The organism is Undibacterium sp. TJN25, from assembly GCF_049339885.1.
Lineage (GTDB): Bacteria > Pseudomonadota > Gammaproteobacteria > Burkholderiales > Burkholderiaceae_D > Undibacterium.
Genome location: NZ_JBMPPM010000005.1, coordinates 209,852 through 225,629 on the forward strand (window position 1 = coordinate 209,852; position 15,778 = coordinate 225,629).

16 protein-coding genes are annotated in these 15,778 nt (G+C 56.0%); 11 read left to right on the plus strand and 5 right to left on the minus strand.

The window, feature by feature from the left end; genetic code table 11:
• Nucleotide 1: 1 nt before the first annotated feature.
• From ACO0LO_RS14315 to ACO0LO_RS14325, 3 genes are read right to left on the minus strand one after another with little or no spacing between them, the layout of a single operon-like run.
• Entirely contained in the window at nt 2–769 is a 768-nt protein-coding gene (locus tag ACO0LO_RS14315) for an SDR family NAD(P)-dependent oxidoreductase (RefSeq protein WP_422964903.1), read from the minus strand.
• Nucleotides 762–1,343, minus strand: coding sequence for a DUF3833 domain-containing protein (locus ACO0LO_RS14320; protein ID WP_422964904.1), 582 nt, complete (start codon nt 1,341–1,343; stop codon nt 762–764). Before ACO0LO_RS14320 ends, ACO0LO_RS14315 begins: the two co-directional genes overlap by 8 nt.
• Nucleotides 1,333–2,583: an MFS transporter gene (locus ACO0LO_RS14325; protein ID WP_422964905.1), complete on the minus strand. Its 1,251-nt coding sequence runs from the start codon at nt 2,581–2,583 to the stop codon at nt 1,333–1,335. The genes ACO0LO_RS14320 and ACO0LO_RS14325 overlap by 11 nt, the downstream gene beginning before the upstream one ends.
• 372 nt (nt 2,584–2,955) lie before the next feature.
• On the opposite strand from ACO0LO_RS14325, the gene ACO0LO_RS14330 reads away from it, so the two are divergent.
• From ACO0LO_RS14330 to ACO0LO_RS14350, 5 genes are all read left to right on the plus strand, one after another.
• Entirely contained in the window at nt 2,956–3,735 is a 780-nt protein-coding gene (locus tag ACO0LO_RS14330; RefSeq protein ID WP_422964906.1) for an enoyl-CoA hydratase/isomerase family protein, read from the plus strand.
• A gap of 230 nt (nt 3,736–3,965) precedes the next feature.
• The gene (locus tag ACO0LO_RS14335) at nt 3,966–4,622 is read left to right on the plus strand and encodes a TetR/AcrR family transcriptional regulator (RefSeq protein WP_422964907.1); all 657 of its coding nucleotides are present in this window, start codon (nt 3,966–3,968) and stop codon (nt 4,620–4,622) included.
• A 327-nt stretch (nt 4,623–4,949) separates the two neighbouring features.
• Nucleotides 4,950–5,153, plus strand: a complete 204-nt coding sequence (locus tag ACO0LO_RS14340; protein WP_007878889.1) for a cold-shock protein — start codon at nt 4,950–4,952, stop codon at nt 5,151–5,153.
• Nucleotides 5,154–5,557: 404 nt separating this feature from the next.
• The gene (locus ACO0LO_RS14345) at nt 5,558–7,315 is read left to right on the plus strand and encodes a methyl-accepting chemotaxis protein (RefSeq protein WP_422964908.1); all 1,758 of its coding nucleotides are present in this window, start codon (nt 5,558–5,560) and stop codon (nt 7,313–7,315) included.
• Nucleotides 7,316–7,478: 163 nt separating this feature from the next.
• Nucleotides 7,479–7,820 (plus strand): YnfA family protein, encoded by a 342-nt coding sequence (locus ACO0LO_RS14350; protein WP_422964909.1) that lies wholly within the window; start codon nt 7,479–7,481, stop codon nt 7,818–7,820.
• Between the two features lie 7 nt (nt 7,821–7,827).
• Here the strand turns inward: ACO0LO_RS14350 and ACO0LO_RS14355 are convergent, their stop codons facing one another.
• On the minus strand, nt 7,828–8,349 hold the full coding sequence (locus ACO0LO_RS14355; protein WP_422964910.1) for a GNAT family N-acetyltransferase: 522 nt from the start codon (nt 8,347–8,349) through the stop codon (nt 7,828–7,830).
• 19 nt (nt 8,350–8,368) lie between these two features.
• The gene (locus tag ACO0LO_RS14360) at nt 8,369–9,280 is read right to left on the minus strand and encodes a LysR family transcriptional regulator (protein WP_422964911.1); all 912 of its coding nucleotides are present in this window, start codon (nt 9,278–9,280) and stop codon (nt 8,369–8,371) included.
• Nucleotides 9,281–9,549: 269 nt separating this feature from the next.
• On the opposite strand from ACO0LO_RS14360, the gene ACO0LO_RS14365 reads away from it, so the two are divergent.
• The 6 genes from ACO0LO_RS14365 (at nt 9,550) to ACO0LO_RS14390 (ending at nt 15,678) form a co-directional block, all read left to right on the plus strand.
• On the plus strand, nt 9,550–10,227 hold the full coding sequence (locus tag ACO0LO_RS14365) for a haloacid dehalogenase type II (RefSeq protein WP_422964912.1): 678 nt from the start codon (nt 9,550–9,552) through the stop codon (nt 10,225–10,227).
• 37 nt (nt 10,228–10,264) lie between these two features.
• Nucleotides 10,265–11,851: a malate synthase A gene (aceB, locus tag ACO0LO_RS14370; RefSeq protein WP_422964913.1), complete on the plus strand. Its 1,587-nt coding sequence runs from the start codon at nt 10,265–10,267 to the stop codon at nt 11,849–11,851.
• A 208-nt stretch (nt 11,852–12,059) separates the two neighbouring features.
• A complete protein-coding gene (locus tag ACO0LO_RS14375; protein WP_422964914.1) occupies nt 12,060–12,977 on the plus strand; it encodes an ornithine cyclodeaminase family protein in 918 nt (305 codons plus the stop codon).
• 93 nt (nt 12,978–13,070) lie between these two features.
• Nucleotides 13,071–13,874, plus strand: a complete 804-nt coding sequence (locus tag ACO0LO_RS14380; protein ID WP_422964915.1) for a substrate-binding periplasmic protein — start codon at nt 13,071–13,073, stop codon at nt 13,872–13,874.
• 315 nt (nt 13,875–14,189) lie between these two features.
• Nucleotides 14,190–14,879, plus strand: a complete 690-nt coding sequence (gene aqpZ, locus ACO0LO_RS14385; RefSeq protein WP_422964916.1) for an aquaporin Z — start codon at nt 14,190–14,192, stop codon at nt 14,877–14,879.
• A gap of 232 nt (nt 14,880–15,111) precedes the next feature.
• Nucleotides 15,112–15,678 (plus strand): DUF1415 domain-containing protein, encoded by a 567-nt coding sequence (locus tag ACO0LO_RS14390; RefSeq protein ID WP_422964917.1) that lies wholly within the window; start codon nt 15,112–15,114, stop codon nt 15,676–15,678.
• Nucleotides 15,679–15,778 lie beyond the last annotated feature (100 nt).

Here is a 15,778-nt window from a genome sequence, read left to right on the forward strand (position 1 = left end):
GTCATAATCCCGTGATTCTGTGCACCAGCCAAAAATAAAGCCTGTAAGGCAGCAAGCTCAGTACCAGCAAAGTGCGCGTAAAGCGTTTCGGGAAGTGGATGTGAAACCGGCCTTTTTCGATGCCTCGCACAATCTCGTGCGCTGCTTCCCCGGCAGTGATCAGTGCAGGCATCTTGAAATCGTTGCCGGCTGTCAGCGGGGTATCGACAAAACCGGGATTGATCTGGTAAACATTGATCCCCATAGGCCGTAAATCCAGATACAAGGATTCGCTCAGGTTGATCAGCGCCGCCTTGGTTGGGCCATAGACGAGTGCTTTGGGCAGTCCGCCAAAACCGGCAACGGATGCCACAATGCCTATTCCGCCATCGCGCTGCTTTAACAGCACCGGCAGCGTAGCGTCGATACAGTTGAATACTCCGCGCAAGTTGACATCAATGATGTGATTGGCCGTGGACAGAGAAAAGCTTTCCGCGCGCATCTCGTTATAGGTGCCCGCGACAACCAGTATCAAATCCATGCGCGGCCATACGGACATGATCTGATCCCTGGCACGTATCACGCTGTCATGGCTGGTGATGTCCAGGCTTGCCGCCAGGGCATGGGGCTGTTCCCCGTACATCAACTCCAGTTCTTCCTGGCTGCGCGCCGATACGGCGACATAGGCGCCCCTATCCAGCAGGAGCCGTGCGGTTGCTGCGCCGATGCCTTTCGAGGCGCCGATGATCCAGATATGCCTTCCTTCCCAGCTCGTCAATTTTTTATTCATCCTTGAGCGGCTCCTCGCGTTTGTTAAAGGAAAGTGTGACCGCGCCAAGGCTGAACCCGAATTTACTCATCTGCGCCCGATTCAGCATGACTTTGCTATCGATCAGGAACATCCAGTCTTCAAAGTCCACATGGATGATCCTGCCGTCGACAGGCAGAGCCAGCACGTAGGTCCAATGCAGGGCATTTCCGGATACCTGGCCGATGGCTTCGCCCACTACATCCGGCGCTGTGCCGATAAATTTACCGGCTGCCACTTTGCGTAAGGTCCAGACACGTTTTTTCCTGCTTCCGTCGGCATAGGTAAAGTCTTCATCGAGCGTTCCGATATCGTGATCCCATCTGCATGCCACCTTGACGACAAAGCGTTTAATGACCGTGCCTGAGCGGTCCTGGAACATGCCATGCGCTTCCAGCGAACCGTTGAAGTAGCGTTGCACGTCCAGAGCAGGTTCTTCGCCAGTACCGGGACGGGAGTTGAGCAGGCGGCCAGCAAAGCCATCGCAGCAAGGATGGGAAACCGGATAAATGCAGTAAGTATCTTCATTTCTGCTTCCGAAAAAATCAGCAATCACGTAAAGGGGCTCGCCACAGCATCGAAGCGGCAATTAATTTCAGGCAGCACGGCAGCAAAGCATAGGTTGCCGACAGTGCGTTCAATCCTGCAGTTTGTCCCGGCAGATAGCCCTGCCACTCCAGCAAAGGCAGGGTGATCCCCGCCGCCAGTGCCAGCGTCATTTGGACTCCCCAGTTCCACCATCCAAAGTAAGCCGCCTCGCGTCCTCCGCTGTGGCCCGCGCGGGCGATGACGCCTGCCAGCAAGGCCGGCGGCAGAGCCAGGTCGGCGCCCAGCATCATTCCGGATAGCAGGCAAACCGAACCGAAGCCAAGTACCGCGCCCGGCTCCAGGGCGTAAGCCCATACGAACACCAGCGCAGACGACAGCATGCCGATCACCCATGTGCGGGCTTCTCCCCAGCGCCGGGCAAGCTTAACCCAAAGCGGCATGGAAGCTGCGGCTGCCATAAAATAAAGAATGAGAAACCCGCCAGAATAGGGCGCCAGTTTTAATTTGTCCTTGGCAAAGAACAAGAACAAAGTTGCTGGTATGGCCGCCGCAAGACCATTTACTATCAGTATCTTGAAGAGCGCCCGGAATAGCTTGTCCTCAAATGGCGCCAGCAGGGCAGTGCGGGTCCGCGAAGAGTTGGGCCGGGCCGCCGCGGCGAGAAGCGGGCGCGGCGCTTTTAAAATCAATAGCGCCCCGCTGAGCAGCAGGCAGATTGCAAAAACGATCAACAGCAGGTCGTATCCCAGCCATCCGCTCAAACCTGCTGCCGTGATGACGCCAACTAATCCGCAGGCTTCTCGATATGCGGCAATGCGCGTGCGTTCGCCGGGTTTCTGGCTTAAGGCAGCCCCCCAGCTCTGATGTGCAATCATCGCCAAGCCAAACCCTAGATACACCGTCAGCAAGGAGACTACAAACCATGCCAATGCAGCGTTATTACCCAAAGGGGGTAGGTGAAACAGCATGGCGAAGCCAATTAACAGCAACGGAATCGACAGCAACAGGAAGCGGCTATAGGAGCCGTTGCTGCCTTGCACCCACCAGCCCAGCAAAGGGTCGGTTAACGCCGCCAGCAGCCTGGTGAAAAGCAGTGCTGTTCCAATGGTTGCCAGTGCCAGACCGCTGTGTTCCGCATAGAACTGCGGTATGAAAATATAGATCGGCAAGGCAACCATGGCGAGTGGCAAGCCAAACAGGCCGTAAGACAGCACGGCAGTGGCAGGAAAAGCTGAGCTCGTTTTCAATGTGCGGCCTTTCTGGAGCCTGATGAGATACAAGTTCAGGGATGGTGTTGCCTCACACTTGTCCGGTTCCCCCGGTAGCGAAGATATTATTTGTTCTCGTGGCTTACTCCTCTAGTGTTACATGCTTTGCAGTTTCTCTAAAAAAATAATAAATAATATGCCGGAAATTCCGCAAAAAATAAGTTGTGCGATGCAGCCTGGCATTGCTGCGATACGCAGCCTCCGGTTTCAAGCGGAAATTGCTGCGCTGCAGAAGGTTCATGGGCATTGGTTTCGCGCACCAAGCATTTGCTTTTTAGCGAACCGAGGACTAGCATGAACAGTAGAAATTTCGGAAACTTCGTTCGCAACCTGACATCGAGGAGACACATCATGGCAACCGAATTGCTGAAAGAAAAGGGTCTGGCAACTATCGTGTTCGATTACCCGGCAAAGCTGAACGTGATGGGCTTGAACGAGATACGCGAATTCAACCGTGTGACCCAGGATATTGCGGACGATCCCAGCATCAAGGTCGTGCTCATCAGGGCGAACGGGCCTATCTTCGGCGCCGGCGGCGACCTGGAGAGTTTTGGACCGGATTGCTGCGACCCGCCCGAAATTCTGAGGGAGATCGGAAAGGAACTGAACCCTACCATCCTGCGCTTGCGCGGCATGCCTGCGATTGTCGTAGCGGCGGTGCATGGCGCGGTAGCCGGCGGCAGCATGGGGCCGATGAATGCGGCTGATATGGTCATTGCCGCCAAGGGAACGCGTTTCAATACTGCGTATGCGCGCGTTGGCGGCAGCCCGGATGCCGGCAGCACCTGGTTTCTGCCGCGCATTGTGGGCATGCGTAAAACGCTGGAACTGATGCTGCTGGCGGATAATTTCGATGCCGACACTGCGCTGCGCTACGGCCTGGTTAACCAGGTAGTGCCGCCTGAGCAATTGCGTGATGTCACCGACAAGCTGGTCTCGCGGTTGTTGCATGGTCCTCATGAAACCTATATCCGCATGAAACGCCTGGTGTACCAGTCCTGCTCTACGTCGCTGGCGCAGCAACTGGACGACGAGATAGAGCACTTTGCAGCGATTTCAACCACCAAGGATTTCGAGGAAGGAATTTCCGCTTTCATGGGTAAGCGGGCGCCGCATTTCGGTTGCCAGTAACAGGGCAGCCGTAGCGGCTTCTGAAACGAGGCCGTTTGCTTGCAATATGCTGGAGCCTGTCGCCGCGAAAGAGGGGGGGGCAGGGCGCAGAAAAATGCGCCGGCAGCTTATTGGACAAGAAGGGTGATAACGGACGATATCGCTCCCCCTTCACAGAAGTGGTGCCCGGTGGCGGGACTGGCGGCGAAACCCGTTTTCAGCCTGCCTAGCCGGTATAATGGCGACCAATCATGAAGACCACACTCCACTCCCAGCATACTATCGAACCCGCAGCGCCGCCCAGAAAGCGTGTTGCCCGCACGCGCCCCCTGGCGACCGTCAGCGATGGCGACGGCAACCGACGGGCCGACCTGGTGCGCGTATCTGCCCGCCTGTTCCGCGAAAAAGGGTTTGACGGCACGACCGTCAGGGACATTGCCAATGCAGTGGGCATGCGTTCCGGCAGCCCTTTTTATCATTTTAAAAGCAAGCAGGAAATCCTCGCTGCGGTGATGGAAGAGGGCCTGGTTGCCGGCCTGGGTGAAGTGGAGCGCATTGTCGCCGGCAGCTTGCCACCGTTGGAAAAATTCCGCGCACTGGTGCGCGCCCATCTCGAAACCGTGCTGGGAGAAGGCCACGATTTTATTCCTGTGCTTTTATATGACTGGCATGCACTGACGCCGGATTTGCAGGCGCAGATCATCGACCTCAAAGACCGTTACGACCAGCTGTGGCAAAAGACCATTACTGAGCTAAAGGAAGCAGGCCTGATCCGCTCGGACAGCAAGGTGGTGCGGCTGCTATTACTGGGGGCAATCAATTACAGTGTTCAGTGGTATAAACCAGGCAAGGGACTGAGCCTGGATGAGTTATCCGAACAAACGGTGGAATTTTTCCTGGGATCGTGAAATTTTCAAAATAAAATACACCGATCCCTTTGATTTTTGACGTTTTTTTCGGCAGTTTCTTATTTTTTACAACATTTTTGCGTGCTGGAAAAACGCGGTAAACGCTTGAAAGTACAGGGAAATACCTAAAAACCGGCCCTTAAACTCCTTTAATGGCGGAAGCGGGCCTGATTTTTTCTTTTAATTTTACTTAGTGCCGGATTTATGCCTTATAATTATTTAGTCGTTGAGATTCTAGGTGGTAGTGCAGTATCAGTCTGTCATTCCTTACTTGGTTGAAACGATTTACCGGGCATTTGCCCACCTTAACTGAAATAGGAAATAGTAATGGCAACAGGTATTGTTAAATGGTTCAATGATTCAAAAGGTTTCGGCTTCATCACTCCAGATGAAGGCGGTGAAGATCTGTTTGCTCATTTCTCCGCAATCCAATCCAATGGCTTCAAATCCCTGAAAGAAAACCAACGCGTTTCTTTCGAAGTGACAACTGGCCCTAAAGGCAAACAAGCATCCAACATCCAAGCTATCTAATATAGATGAGCTGGTTGTGACTTGTTAAAGTTGCGCTAGAAAATCCCCGAGAAGTCGGGGATTTTTTTTGCCTGTCCGCTTTATACGCCTGCATTTGCAGGCGTTTTGTATTTTGACGACAAGACACCATATTTAACCAATTTTTAGCGATTCATTTTGTTTTTTCCACGCATTCGCGTGACTATGCATTTAGTGATCAATGGAAATAAGGTGCCGAAGCGCGAGTTCCATTTAGTGGCGCGCAACAAAAATAACAACAGGCCGCTGTTTTCATTTATACAAACACAATATTTCCTGGTAGCGACTCTGCTGTTGACTATACTGAAATGCCTGTTCGATTTCTTGGCGACAGACTTCCGCGTGCGGGGTACCGGACTTAAAACAAATCAAAAAGGGGGTATCAGATGTTGAACCTGACGATCAGACTGCGCCTTATCGCCACCATGGCCTTCATGGGAATTCTCCTGGTCGTCATCGGCACCATGGGAGTCATGGGCGGGCAAGCCAGCAATAATGTGGTCAAGGATATTTTCACCAACCAGCTGCCATCCACAATCGCCATAGGCGACAGCCGCGCGCACACGCTGCGCGCCAGGGTGGTAATCGACAGGGCCGTGATGCACCCCGAACTGCCGGATGCACCGGACATCGTCAAGCGCGCTGAAAAATTTGTCGGCGAATCGGACAAAGCCTGGAAGCGTTATCTGGAACTGCCGGCAGATGCGGAAGAAAAAAAGATATCGGATGAAGTCTCGGCCCGCAGGGCTGCTTACCTGAATGAAGGCTTCCTGCCGCTTCTGGCGGCGGTGAAAGGCGGCGACAAGGATGCTGCCGACAGCATCAACATGGGCAAGCTGCCCAAGCTGTTTTCTGCCTATTACGACAAGACGGATGAGCTGGTGGCCTACCAGTCCAAATCCACCGAGGCCCTGCATGTCGCCAGCCAGGACAAGTTTGCGACCTTCCGCTGGGTGGCCATTCTTGCCATTGTCGGCGGCTTGCTGGCGGTATCGGTGTCCGGGTTTTTCCTGCTGCGCGCGATTGCGCATCCGCTGCGCAAGATGATGCAGCACTTCGAGGAGATTTCCGCCGGCGACCTGACCAGGCAAGTGGTGCCTGAATCGCGGGACGAGATGGGGAAACTGATGCTCAGCCTGGAAACAATGCGCGCAAGCCTCGTAGAAACCGTGAGCAAGGTCCGGCACGGCAGTTCGTCGATTGCCACGGCCACCGATGAAATCGCCCGAGGCAATATGGATCTTTCCGGCAGGACGGAGCAGCAGGCCGCCAGCCTTGAAGAAACGGCGTCGTCGATGGAGGAACTGACTTCCACCGTCAAGCAAAATGCCGACAATGCGAAACAGGCCAATACGCTGTCGATTACCGCCTCCGAAGTGGCAACGCGCGGTGGCGCCATGGTGGGCAACGTCGTGGATACGATGAATTCGATCAAGGACAGCTCCAAGAAAATCGTCGACATCATCAGCGTCATCGACGGCATCGCTTTCCAGACCAATATCCTGGCGCTGAATGCGGCAGTAGAAGCGGCGCGTGCCGGCGAGCAGGGCAGGGGTTTTGCCGTGGTCGCCAGCGAAGTGCGCAACCTGGCGCAGCGCTCTGCCACGGCGGCAAAAGAAATCAAGGAGCTGATCGGGGATTCTGTGGAAAAAGTCGAAGCAGGCAGTCGCCTGGTCAACGACACCGGGCGCACCATGCATGAGATTGTCAATTCCATCCAGAGCGTGGCCGACATCATGGGTGAAATTACCGCCGCCAGTGCCGAGCAAAGCGCCGGCCTGGACCAGATCAACACCGCGGTGGTGCGCATGGATGAAGCCACGCAGCAAAATGCCGCGCTGGTGGAACAGGCCGCCGCCGCCGCAGGCAGCACGCAGGATCAGGCCAAACGGCTGCTGGACGCCGTCAGCGTCTTCAAGATCGACGAGCGTAGCCAGCAGTTCGTCGCCAGCGTGACAGCGGTTCCTGCGGCTCCATCCCACAGGCCCTTAACCAGACCCGTAACCAGACCTGCCACCAAACCTGCATTAAGGCCTGCTGCCAAGTCCAAGGCCTCCAATGTCAGGTCCATCAAGGAAGCCAAGTCCTCGCCTGCGAGGGAAACAATGGCGCCGGCAGGGCAGGATGACTGGGAAGAATTTTAAATTGCAGGGACATGCAATGGCATTAGCGTAGTACCCCGGTAGTATTCAGACGGCATCTTCGGATGCCGTTTTTTATGTCCCGCAGCTAGCGTGCTTGTCTCAAAAGCGTACGACAGGTATGCTCGGTGGCATTTTGTTTCTGCAACGATAAAGGCAAGAAATTATGGCAAGCGTGGACCTGCTGCGCGGCTTCGGCCTGTTTGTGCTGACCGCCGTCGCTGAACTGCTGGGATGCTATCTGCCCATGCTGTGGTGGACCGGCAGGGGCTCCGCGTGGCTGCTATTGCCGGCTGCAGGTAGTCTGTGTATTTTTGTCTGGCTGCTGACGCTGCATCCGGATGCCAGCGGCAGGGTATATGCAATGTACGGCGCGGTCTATATTGCCACCGCACTGGTCTGGCTATGGCTGGTGGATGGGGTAAGGCCGGGCTGGAATGATTGCCTCGGCGTGTGCCTGGCGCTGGCCGGCGCCGGCGTCATCGCACTGGGTCGCAGGGCAGCTTAGCGGGCGCTTACGTGTCGCTGTGCAGGCGCAGCCTGATGAATTCCTGCTCCGTCATTTCCTTGCCCCACTGGCTGTCGGTATATTGCCGCACAAGCTGGAAACCTTCCTGCTCATAGAGTGTGCGCGCGGCGTCCAGGCCGCTGAAGGTCCATAGCCGGGTTTCTGCAAACTCTTGCGTATCGCAAAAGTGGAGCGCCGCAGACAAGAGTTTGCGGCCCATGCCGCTGCCGCGTATGCGGTCGCTGGTGATAAACCAGCGCAGGTGCGCTTGCCCCTTGCCCAGATCTTCGCCGTCGATGGCAATCGAGCCGGCGATCTCGCCTTCGTGCAGGGCCAGCCACAGGCCGTTGCAGGGGCGGTCCAGCCTTGCTGCGAATTCAGCCAGGCCCGCTGCGACCTTGCTCTCAAAATACTGACCAAACCCGGCGGTGCGCGCGTAGTATTTCGCGTGCATTTCTGTGATGCTGCCGATGGCGCCGGGCAGGTAGCCGGAGTGAATCGTGATGGCGGCATTGGCAGCGGCTGTCATACAAACTCCATCCAGGATGTTAACTCAGCGAATTACCCCAATAATTAGGCTTGCTGTAAGCATGCCTTAAAAAATCCACGAACGCGCGTATGCGCAACGGCAGGTGGCGGCGCTGCGCAAAGATTGCATAGATATCGTTGCCGGGTGCGGTAAACTCATCCAGCACCGTTACCAGCTTGCCGGACTCTATTTCTGAGCCCACTTCCCACATTGAGCGCCAGGCCAGCCCCTTGCCGGAGATGGCCCAGTCGTGCAGCACCTCGCCGTCGTTGCAGACCATATTGCCTTCTACTTTCAGCGTCACGTTCTTGCCGTTCTGGCGGAAGGTCCATCCGCGCTGGCTGCCGTCGCTGCTGAAAGCCAGGCAATTATGGTGGCTCAGCTCATCCAGCGAAGCCGGCACGCCGTGCCGTTTCAGATAGGAAGGGGAGGCAACCACGACGCGTTTGTTGTCGGCCAGCTTGACGCCTATCAGGTTGGAGTCCGTCAGCGAGGCGATGCGTATTGCCACGTCTATGCCTTCGCCTATCAGGTCTACCACGCGGTCGTTCAGGCTCAGCGTCAGCTTTACGTCGCGGTGTTCAGTCAGGAAGGAAGGCACCAGCGGCGCCACATGCTGGCGGCCAAAGCCGGCCGGCGCCGATACAGTTAACTGGCCACTGGCGCGGGCGCTGCGCTCCGACACCGCGGTTTCCGCTTCCTCCAGCTCCGCCAGGATGCGCTGGCAGTCCTCCAGGAAGGCGGTTCCTTCGTTGGTCAGTGCTATCTTGCGTGTGGTGCGCTGTAGCAGTTTGACGCCCAGGCGCTCTTCCAGCGCATCCAGCCGGCGGCCTATCATGGCAGGCGCCACGCCTTCGGCACGGGCAGCGGACGACAGGCTGCCGCGCGTGGCAACCTCGGCAAAAGTTGATAATTGTTTGAATTGGTCCATGAATTGGCAGTCGATGCTGGAAGCATATTTCACTAAAATAGATGAAATACGTTCCGAAACGTAAGAATACACGCACTTCCAGGCCAGTATTTTTACTTAACGTAATAAATTGTATCGGTATGACGCTTCATCTTTAACTAAAAAGCAAAGATAAAGTGATAAAACGTCATATTTATAAACTCTGATATTGAATATACTACCAATCGTATATTTATTTGTTGCCGCGTGCAGACTTGTTGTGCTGTGCTGCAATAATCTGGAAGATTGCCATGTCAATACAAGCCATCGTCTTTGACGCCTACGGAACACTGTTTGATGTGTATTCCGTTCGCGAGCTCGGAGAAAAACTTTTTCCCGGCCACGGCATGGCGCTGGCTGAATTGTGGCGTGACAAGCAGATTGAATACACGCGGCTTCGCACGATGTGCAGCATGTACAAGCCGTTTTGGGAAGTGACCCAGGATGCACTGGTTTTTTCGTGCAACAAGCTGGGCCTCAATCTGACGCTGGATGCGCAGAATCTGCTGATGGGGCAGTATGCGCGGCTGAAGCCTTTTCCGGAAAACCTGGGCGTGCTGCAGCAGCTGCGCGCGAGCGGCCTGGCGCTCAGCATACTGTCCAATGGCAATCCGCACATGCTGCAATCGGCCGTGGAAGCGGCTGGCATGCAAGGCGTCTTCAGCCACCTGCTGTCGGTGGAAGCCGTGAAAAAATTCAAGACTGCGCCGGAGGCCTACCAGATGGCCCCGGACGTATTTGGCTTACCCGCCAAGAATATCTTGTTTGTCTCCAGCAATTGCTGGGACGCCTGCTGCGCGACCTGGTTCGGTTACACCACTTTCTGGGTGAACCGCGCCGCTGCGCCGCTGGAAGAACTGGGCGTGACGCCGCATGGATTAGGGCGCACGTTGACTGATGTTTTAGATTTCGTAGAAAAAAACCGCTAGCGGGCTGCTTGCCTGAGAGATTAAATTGGAGAACAGCATGACACAACTGAATCTGCCGACCGGCATGGAAATCACGGGTGAAATCAAGCCGGGTTTTGAACAGATACTGACACCTGAAGCACTGGCGCTGGTGGCCAAGCTCAGCCGCGCATTTGAGCCGCGCCGCCAGGAACTGCTGGCCGCCCGTGTAGAGCGCGCCAAGCGCCTGGATGCAGGCGAACAACCGGACTTTTTGCCGGAAACCAAACACATTCGCGAAGGCGACTGGAAGATTGCGCCCATCCCCAAGGCGCTGGAATGCCGCCGCGTGGAAATTACCGGCCCGGTAGAACGCAAGATGGTCATCAACGCCTTCAACTCCGGCGCCGACAGCTACATGACCGATTTTGAAGATTCCAACACGCCTAACTGGGATAACCAGATCACAGGCCAGATCAATATGCGCGACGCAGTACGCCGCACGATCAGCCTGGAACAAAACGGCAAGAGCTACAAGCTCAACGACAAGATCGCTACGCTGGTCGTGCGTCCGCGCGGCTGGCACCTGGATGAAAAACACGTGCTGGTTGACGGCAAACGCATCTCCGGCGGCATCTTCGACTTTGCACTGTTCCTGATCCACAACGCCAAGGAACAGCTGGCACGCGGCGCCGGCCCTTATTTCTACCTGCCGAAGATGGAATCCCACCTGGAAGCCCGCTTGTGGAACGACATTTTCGTGATGGCGCAAAACGAGATCGGCATCCCGCAGGGCACGATCAAGGCGACCGTGCTGATCGAAACCATCGTCGCTGCATTCGAGATGGACGAAATCCTGTATGAGCTGCGCGAACACAGCTCCGGCCTGAACGCAGGCCGCTGGGATTACATTTTTTCATGCATCAAGAAATTCAAGAACGACAAGGACTTCTGCCTGGCCGACCGTGCGAAGGTCACGATGACCGCGCCGTTCATGCGCGCCTACGCGTTGCTGCTGCTGAAGACCTGCCATAAGCGCAATGCGCCGGCAATCGGCGGCATGGCAGCGCTGATCCCCATCAAGAACGATCCTGAAAAGAACGACATCGCCATGGGCGGCGTACGCACTGACAAGGCGCGCGATGCGACAGACGGCTACGACGGCGGCTGGGTAGCGCATCCAGGCCTGGTGGACCTGGCGATGACGGAATTCAAGAAAGTACTGGGCGACAAACCCAACCAGATCGACAAGCAACGTCCCGATGTGGAAGTGGCGGCCAAAGATCTGCTGGACTTCAAGCCTGAAACGCCGATCACTGAAGCCGGCCTGCGCTACAACATCAATGTTGGCATCCATTACCTCGGCGCCTGGCTGGCCGGCAATGGCTGCGTACCTATCCATAACCTGATGGAAGATGCAGCGACCGCGGAGATCAGCCGTTCGCAGGTATGGCAGTGGATACGTTCGACCAAGGGCAAGCTGGAAGACGGCCGCAAAGTGACTGCCGACATGGTGCGCGCGATGATTCCGGAAGAGCTGGTCAAGGTCAAGCAAACCGCAGGCACGGGCCCGACGTATGATCGCGCGGCGCAGATCTTTGAAGAGATGTCCACGTCCGAATCCTTCGCCGAATTCCTGACGCTGCCTTTGTACGAAGAAATCTGATGACATAGGGCTGCCGCTGGCTGCAGCTGCAGCGCCGTGCCTGAATACAGAATGCGACCCCAGGGTCGCATTTTTCTTGGGCTGCGTATCCCTGTGTTCCGGCTTATAACTTTTTTGCATAGCTTCCGGGGAATAATTCAATCTAGGCCTGCCGGTTTTGTGCAAACATAGAGGATTGCCGCATCCGACATTGACGACAGGAACCGATATGAAACTGATTACCAACCAGCAAGTTGCCGAGCTGATTACCGCCGGCGATTCGATCCAGGCCATGCGCGAGGCTTTCCGCACGATGGAGCAGGGCGCGCAGCAAGCCAGGGTGCGGACTTCGGCTGCCGGGGTGATGCTGTCCACGATGGGCGCCATCGTACCGGGCGCCAAGGTGGCGGGCACCAAGATCTATACGACGATCAATGGCAAGTTCCAGTTCGTCATCGTACTGTTTTCCACGGAAACCGGGCAGCCTCTGGCGACCATAGAAGCAGACACGATGACGGCTTTCCGCACCGCTGCCGCCACGGCGGTAGCTACCGATGCTCTGGCTCGCGCCGATGCCGGCAGGCTGTCGGTCATAGGCACCGGCGTGCAGGCACGCTCGCATATCGAGGCATTGCTGCAGGTCAGGGACTTCAAGGAAATCCTGGTGGCAGGCAGGGCAGTGCCGGACGCGTTTGCCAGGGACATTGCAGCGGAAACCGGCGTGGCAACCAGGGCGGTCAGCATGCAGGATGCCGTTGCCGGCGCCGACGTACTGGTGACGGTGACCAGGGCGCAGACGCCGCTATTCGCAGGTGACCTGCTGCCCAAGGGTGTTTTTGTTGCCGCCGTAGGCGCCAGCAAGGCCACGGTACGGGAGCTGGATGATGTCGCGGTGGCGCGGGCCGCGGCCATTGTCGTCGAATGGAAGCTGCAAGCGCAGCAGGAAGCCGGCGACCTGGTGATGTGCGCGCCCGGCACCTTTGACTGGGACAAGGTATCGGAGTTGGGTCAGGCCCTGAACGGCAGCATGGATTACGCCGCGAAGCCGGACGATATCGTCATCTATAAATCCATCGGCGTTGGCCTGGAAGACATTGCAATGGCCGGCATGGTGTACGCCAAAGCCTGCCAAAAATACGGCTGGTAACAGGAGGCTCCAGGCACATCCCTGCCACGCAGGCTTGTTACAAAAGAAGTTTGCTGCACAGCATCGCCCGTTAGCCGTTCGGTATAATGGGCGATGACTTTCTTTTCACCTTACACGATTCTGTCGCGCCTGGCGCGCGACGGTTTTTTTGCCCGCAAGACGGCGGCAGCGTTGCTGTTCGCCTTGTGCTTGCCCGCCCTTGCTTTCGCCCAGTTGCACCCGCAATCGCCTGCGCCCCTTGCTGCAAAAGCGCCGCTGGTGTTTGCCGTTTCCGTGGACCAGGGGCCGAGCGCAATAATGGCGCAGCGCATCTTGCTGGAGGCCTACCGGCAGTTGGGTATCCGCATCCGTTTTGAGGCTTTGCCCAATCCCCGGATAGTAGCGCTGGCAGCAGCAGGGGGACTGGACGGCGTGGATTTCCGCATCGCCGATACGCCGCTTGGGGACATGCAGAAAATCGGCATACCGATTGCGTATGAAGAGCTGGTGGTGTTTTCGCTGAACCCTCATATCAAAATCAACGGCTACCGTAGCCTGCAAGGCTATCTGACAGGTTATCTGTCGGGTGCCCGGATCGTGGAGGACCAGCTGAAAGGCATGCCGGCAGATACCGCGCCTAACCTCGAATCCCTATTCAACAAGCTGCAGGCAGGGCGCACCGATATTGTCATCGATTCGCGCTCCAGCTATTGCAAGGCGAAGATGATGGGACTGGATAAAGTAGTCATGCTGGAACCGCCACTGGAAAAACTGCTGGGCTACCATTGGCTCAGCGTGCGCCATCAGGCATTGATCCCCAGGCTGGATGCGGTGCTGAAGAAAATGAAGCGGGATGACACAATGAAAAAACTGCAAGATGATGCCTGGAGAGATTTCAATGCGCAATGCCGGGTTTGACGTCTTTCGCCCGCACTCCGCAGGATAAGCTATACAAAAGGCCTTCTCGACGAGGCTTTTTTTGTACGCTTGGTGTGATTGCCTATGTGCCTACAAATAATTGCAAAATGGAACGATTATTGAAGGATTGTTAAATTACTGAAAAACAAAGAAAATATAACAACTTTTAACAGTGAGGCAATATTTTTTTGAGATAGTATCTCGGTCAGTGTCCATGGCAGATGCAAGAAGAATGCGCTGTGGATTCCATGATCAATCATCCGGCCGAGACGGTAATCAGGACAATCGGTCTTCCCTCAGGAAAGAGAGCAAAAAATGAAACAATATGGCGCAGAATTCTTTGGCACCTTCTGGCTGGTGCTGGGCGGTTGCGGCAGCGCAGTGCTGGCAGCTGCCTTCCCCGGTGTCGGCATCGGCCTCCATGGCGTGGCGCTGGCCTTTGGCCTGACAGTACTGACGATGGCCTACGGCATAGGCCATATCTCCGGCTGCCACCTGAATCCGGCAGTGTCGATAGGCCTGTGGGCCGGCGGCCGTTTCCCGGCTGCGAAGCTGTTGCCTTACATCGTTGCCCAGGTGCTGGGCGGCATTGCGGCAGGCGGGGTACTCTACCTGATCGCCAGCGGCAAGGCGGGTTTTGATGTGTCCGCGGGGTTCGCCTCCAACGGCTACGGCGAACATTCGCCGGGCGGCTACAGCTTCCAGGCCGCGCTGATCACCGAAGTGGTAATGACGGCGTTTTTCCTGATCGTCATCATGGGCGCAACAGACAAGCGCGCGCCGCAGGGTTTCGCGCCGATCGCCATCGGCCTGTGTCTGACGCTGATCCACCTGATCAGCATCCCTGTCACCAATACTTCCGTCAATCCTGCGCGCAGCACAGGCGTTGCCTTGTACGTGGGTGGCTGGGCGACAGCGCAGCTGTGGCTGTTCTGGGTGGCGCCTATCGTGGGTGGCGTGCTGGGCGCGTTTATCTACAAATTCATTGGCGGCGAAGAGAAATAAGTTCTGGCTTCAACAAGCGGTTGCCTCATAAAAAAACTGTATGTCCCGGATTGCGGGCATGCAGTTTTTTTCTTACTTTTTTCTTTTTTGGGTGCGCTTAATTTTTGCCGGAACTGATGATCTTCCTGCAAGCATGTTATGCTTGGGGCCTCGCCTGGCAGGCGTAAAAAGCGCCTCGGCAAATATCGAATTTCCGCACCAATCGTCCAGATCAGAGTCACATAACCGCACCATGACAGCCCCATTCATCAGTTCTTCAGACATCGTTGCCGCAACCCAAACCTGGCTGGAGAAAGCAGTCGTTGGCCTTAACCTTTGCCCATTCGCGAAGGCGGCCATGATCAAGGAGCAGATACGCTATGTCGTCAGCCCGGCCCGCACGCCGGAAGACTTGCTCAGAGACCTGGTTGCAGAACTGGAAGTATTAGCTGAAGCCAATCCGGAGCAGATAGAAACCACCCTGCTGATCCATCCGGCAGTGCTGCTGGATTTTCTGGATTACAACGATTTCCTCGACGTTGCCGACGGCGCCCTGCAGGAACTGGACCTGGACGGCCAGATCCAGGTAGCCAGCTTCCATCCGCAATATCAATTCGCGGGTTCCGATGTGGATGATATCGAAAACTATACCAACCGCTCGCCTTTCCCCATGCTTCATTTGCTGCGTGAAGAGAGTGTAGACAAGGCGGTGCTTTCTTTTCCGGATGCAGACATCATTTACGAAAAGAACATGGAAACCATGCGCAAGCTTGGGCACGAAGGCTGGCGCAGGCTGTTTTCCTCGCACGGAAAGAAATAAGTTTCCGCACCGGTATCAATGCCGGTACGCCTTTACCTGAATTTACACCTTACCAGCTGCATTATCTGCACTGCTTGCCGATACCTGTCTTAAGACCTAA

Excerpts from the sequence above, each read along its gene's own strand:
- aqpZ (WP_422964916.1), top strand. The coding sequence starts at position 14,190 with ATGAAACAATATGGCGCAGAATTCTTTGGCACCTTCTGGCTGGTGCTG.
- ACO0LO_RS14360 (WP_422964911.1), bottom strand. The coding sequence starts at position 9,280 with ATGGACCAATTCAAACAATTATCAACTTTTGCCGAGGTTGCCACGCGC.
- ACO0LO_RS14340 (WP_007878889.1), top strand. The coding sequence starts at position 4,950 with ATGGCAACAGGTATTGTTAAATGGTTCAATGATTCAAAAGGTTTCGGC.
- ACO0LO_RS14380 (WP_422964915.1), top strand. The coding sequence starts at position 13,071 with ATGACTTTCTTTTCACCTTACACGATTCTGTCGCGCCTGGCGCGCGAC.
- ACO0LO_RS14345 (WP_422964908.1), top strand. The coding sequence starts at position 5,558 with ATGTTGAACCTGACGATCAGACTGCGCCTTATCGCCACCATGGCCTTC.
- ACO0LO_RS14390 (WP_422964917.1), top strand. The coding sequence starts at position 15,112 with ATGACAGCCCCATTCATCAGTTCTTCAGACATCGTTGCCGCAACCCAA.
- aceB (WP_422964913.1), top strand. The coding sequence starts at position 10,265 with ATGACACAACTGAATCTGCCGACCGGCATGGAAATCACGGGTGAAATC.
- ACO0LO_RS14355 (WP_422964910.1), bottom strand. The coding sequence starts at position 8,349 with ATGACAGCCGCTGCCAATGCCGCCATCACGATTCACTCCGGCTACCTG.
- ACO0LO_RS14330 (WP_422964906.1), top strand. The coding sequence starts at position 2,956 with ATGGCAACCGAATTGCTGAAAGAAAAGGGTCTGGCAACTATCGTGTTC.
- ACO0LO_RS14375 (WP_422964914.1), top strand. The coding sequence starts at position 12,060 with ATGAAACTGATTACCAACCAGCAAGTTGCCGAGCTGATTACCGCCGGC.
- ACO0LO_RS14350 (WP_422964909.1), top strand. The coding sequence starts at position 7,479 with ATGGCAAGCGTGGACCTGCTGCGCGGCTTCGGCCTGTTTGTGCTGACC.
- ACO0LO_RS14315 (WP_422964903.1), bottom strand. The coding sequence starts at position 769 with ATGAATAAAAAATTGACGAGCTGGGAAGGAAGGCATATCTGGATCATC.
- ACO0LO_RS14335 (WP_422964907.1), top strand. The coding sequence starts at position 3,966 with ATGAAGACCACACTCCACTCCCAGCATACTATCGAACCCGCAGCGCCG.
- ACO0LO_RS14365 (WP_422964912.1), top strand. The coding sequence starts at position 9,550 with ATGTCAATACAAGCCATCGTCTTTGACGCCTACGGAACACTGTTTGAT.